This is a genomic window from Pinirhizobacter sp., assembly GCF_035317885.1.
Lineage (GTDB): Bacteria > Pseudomonadota > Gammaproteobacteria > Xanthomonadales > Rhodanobacteraceae > Pinirhizobacter.
Genome location: NZ_DATHFX010000020.1, coordinates 1 through 4,083, shown reverse-complemented (window position 1 = coordinate 4,083; position 4,083 = coordinate 1). Strand labels below are relative to the sequence as shown.

1 protein-coding gene and 1 pseudogene are annotated in these 4,083 nt (G+C 66.2%); both read left to right on the top strand.

Annotated elements, in window-relative coordinates:
- On the top strand, positions 1-364 hold a 364-nt coding region (locus tag VK519_RS00580), incomplete at its 5' end, for a hypothetical protein (RefSeq protein WP_324346650.1).
- Positions 365-408: 44 nt separating this feature from the next.
- Positions 409-4,083 (top strand): annotated as a pseudogene (locus VK519_RS00575) (cyclic beta 1-2 glucan synthetase); the annotation flags it as partial.

Here is a 4,083-nt window from a genome sequence, read left to right as displayed (position 1 = left end):
CGACGATGGGCGGATCGTACTAGGCTGGTATCCACGTGGACGGCCGGAGCAGCTGAACCTCAAGGACAGCACCGGCACGGTCTGCGAAGCAGTACTTGTATCTTTCAACCGCGAGTTCTCGTATGCCATTTTCCGGCATGGGACAGCTACGCCTGGGCAGTTGATGCGGGCGGAAGCAGCACTGAAGTCCGTGGTGGAGAAGCTCCACCATGATGTCGGGCCAACACCCACGACCGGCAAGCGGAAGAAGTCCCGCACGATGTCCGTGCTGGTGGCCCGGGTCTTCGCAGAGGCATCTACTAGCCTGGTGGCGGTGCAAGCTGCACGCCTTTCCGGCATGTGCCGCTTATACCCGCTGCATTGAGACGCCCGGTTTCCACCGATCGCCTGCTGGCCCGGTTACGTCGCATGCAACGTCGCCGGAGGGTGGCGCGGCAGCCGGTGGCGGCTTCCGAACCGATCCTGCGCGCCGAGCTTTTCAGCGCGCGCGAGATGGATGCGCACGGCGAGGTACTGGCCGCCCAACATGTCTTGAGCACACACCGGGCGCCGGAGCGTTTGCTCTCCCGCCTGGCGGACAACGAGGCGATGCTGATCCAGTCGTGCGAGCGCCTGACGTCGGTCAATCGCCTGGGCTGGACCATCACGCCCGCCGCCGAATGGTTGCTCGACAACCTGTACCTGATCGAGGAACAGATCCGCATCGCACGGCAGGACCTGCCGCGAGGCTATAGCCGTGCCCTGCCCCAGCTGCGCGGCGGCGCGTCGGCGGGCTTGCCGCGGGTCTACGACATCGCCCTTGAAACCATCTCCCACGGCGATGGGCGCGTGGATGCCGCGAACCTGGAGCGGTTCGTCCAGGCCTATCAGCTGGTGACGCCGTTGCAGCTGGGCGAGCTGTGGGCCGTGCCGATCATGTTGCGCCTGGCGCTGATCGAGAACCTGCGCCGGGTGGCCGCCAAGGTGATGGCCGATCGTCGCGGCCGCACCATGGCTGCGCACTGGGCCGACGCCATGATGGTGCTGGCGCGGGGCGATCCGAAGAACGTGGTGCTTGTCGTAGCCGACATGGCGCGCTCGGACCCGGAGATGTCCAGCCCGTTCGTGGCGGAACTTGCGCGGCGGTTGCAGGGCCAGGGCCCCGCGCTGGCGCTGCCGCTGAACTGGATCGAACAACGCCTGGCCGAGACCGGGCAAAGCATCGAACACCTGGTGCAGTTGGAATCGCAGCAGCAGGCCTCCAACCAGGTCACCATCGCCAATAGCATCGGCAGCCTGCGTCTGTTGGCCACGATCGACTGGCGGGAATTCGTCGAGCGCGCAAGCCTGGTGGAAGAGGAGCTGCGACGCGACCCCGCGGGCGTCTACCCGCTGATGGATTTCGCCACCCGCGACCACTACCGCCACGTCGTGGAACATCTGGCACGCGGCGGACACAGCAGCGAGCGCGAAATCGCCCGCTCCGCTATCGCGTTGTGCGGGCAACCAGGGGGATCGTCCGGCGGCGCGCGGCGCCATGTCGGCTTTTTCCTGGTCGATGAGGGGCGCACGGAGCTGGAAGCATCGCTATCCCTGCGCGCCAGCTTCGCCGATCGCGCGCGCCGGGCTTTCGACCGGGCGCCGGTCGCGATATTCCTTGCCCTGGTACTGACGCTCACCGCCGCCCTTGCCGAGCCTACGATCATGCTGGCCGGCACGGGTTTTCCGGCCACGTGGATATGGGCCCTGGCAAGCGTCGCGGCCGTGTTGGTGGCAAGCCAGCTTGCGCTAAGCCTCGGGAATCTGCTGGCCACGTTGGCGGTATCGCCTCATGCCCTGCCGCGCATGGACTATGCCTTCGGCATTCCCGAGACGGCGCGCACGCTGGTGGTGATCCCGAGCCTGGTGGCCAGTGCGCACGACCTGGAAGCCCTGGTGGACGCACTGGAAGTTCGCTTCCTGGCCAATCGCGACGAGCATTTGCACTTCGCTTTGCTTACCGACTTCACCGACGCCAGCACCCAGACGCTACCCGGGGACGCCGCCTTGCTGGACCTGGCGCGCCTGCGTATCGAAGCCCTGAACGAGCGCCACCTCACCACCACCGTCGATCGTTTCTTCCTGTTGCATCGCGGACGCACATGGAGCCCCACCAGTCAGTGCTGGATGGGACACGAGCGCAAGCGCGGCAAGCTTGCCGATCTCAACCACGTGCTGCGTGGCGGTCCTACGGATGCATTCGTGCTGATTGCCGGCGACCTGGCCGCACTTCCACGCGTACGTTATGTAATCACCCTGGACACCGACACGCAGCTTCCGCGCGAATCGGCGCACGTGCTGGTGGGCACCATGGACCACCTGCTGAACCGACCCGTGTTCGACGCACGTCACCGCCGCGTGGTATCGGGGCACGGAATCCTGCAGCCGCGCGTGGGCATCAGCCTGCCCAACATTGCCCGCTCGCGTTATGCCCGCCTGCATGGAAGCGATGCAGGCATCGATCCTTATACGCGCAACGTGTCGGACGTCTACCAGGACCTCTTCGACGAAGGCTCGTTCATCGGCAAGGGCATCTACGACATCGACGTGTTCGAGGCTTCGCTGGCCGATCGCCTGCCGCCCGAGCGCATCCTCAGCCACGACCTCATCGAAGGCTGCTTTGCCCGCGCGGGCCTGGTCAGCGACGTCGAGCTATACGAGGAATATCCCGCCCGCTACGTGGACGATGCCCGGCGCCGCCACCGCTGGATACGCGGCGATTGGCAACTGCTGCCATGGCTGTTGCCCTGGGCGCCCACCGCGTCGCGCGGCTGGCGAGTGAACCCACTGTCGGTATTGTCGCGCTGGAAGATCCTGGACAACTTGCGTCGAAGCCTGGTGCCGCCGGCGTTGCTGGCGATGTTGCTGGTGGGCTGGCTGGCGCTCGTGCCCTTCGGCGAGTGGACCGCCGTAGCCATGGCCATGCTGCTGTTGCCGGCGGCGTTGTCGTCGCTGCTCGACCTCGTCCAGAAGCAGGCGGGCGTGAGCATGCGCCAGCATCTTTATGCCGCCCTGGGGAATATCGGCCAGCATGGCATGCGTGCCGTATTGGCGGTGGCGATGTTGCCGCACGAGGCGGCGTATAGCCTGGATGCCATCGGGCGCACCCTCTGGCGCATGGCCGTATCGAAGAAGGCTTTGCTGGAATGGCAACCGTCCGAAGATGTCGCCCGGCGCAGTAACCAGGGAACCTTGGCGCTGTGGCGCCGGATGGCGGTGGGGCCGGTGGTGGCGGTGGCGACGTTCGCGTTCGTGATGATCGACCGCCCCCTCGCGCTGCTGGTGGCCGCGCCCTTCCTGGTCGCATGGTTCGTCTCGCCCGCGCTGGCCCGATGGATCAGCCTGCCGCAGCGGCCACCCTCTGTAGCGCCAACGACGGAGCAACATGCCTACCTGCGCGCCGTGGCGCGCAAGACATGGGCCTTCTTTGACGTGCACGTGGGACCGGAAGACCACTGGCTACCCCCGGACAACGTGCAGTTGGACCCTGCCCCGGCAGTGGCGCACCGCACGTCGCCCACCAACATGGGCCTTGCCTTGCTGGCCAACCTGGCGGCACGGGACTTCGGCTACCTGGGCGTGTCCCGTCTGCTGGAACGCACCGGCCAGGGCCTGGCCACGATGACCCTGCTCGAACGGCATCGTGGGCATTTCTACAACTGGTACGACACACTCTCACTGCAACCCTTGCGGCCGCTGTATGTATCGTCCGTGGATAGTGGCAACCTTGCCGGTCACCTTCTGGCCTTGCGCATGGGCCTGCTGGAACTCATCGACCAGCCCACCTTCGATAACGCCTGCCTGGACGGGCTACGGGACACGCTGCTGTTGCTCAAGGGCGTGGCCGATGGCAGCACGCAGGACATCGATGACTTGCTGCACGGCCTGGCGACGGCCTTGCCCGTCACCGGCAGTCACGTGCTGGACCTGCTGCAGGCACAACATGACGGGGCCGCGGCGTTGGCGGCGACCCATGCGGGCAGCGGCGATGGAGACGCTGCTTTCTGGTCGAAACAATTCCTCGACCAGTGCACGGACCTGCTTGCCGAGGCGCGTTGGCTGCAC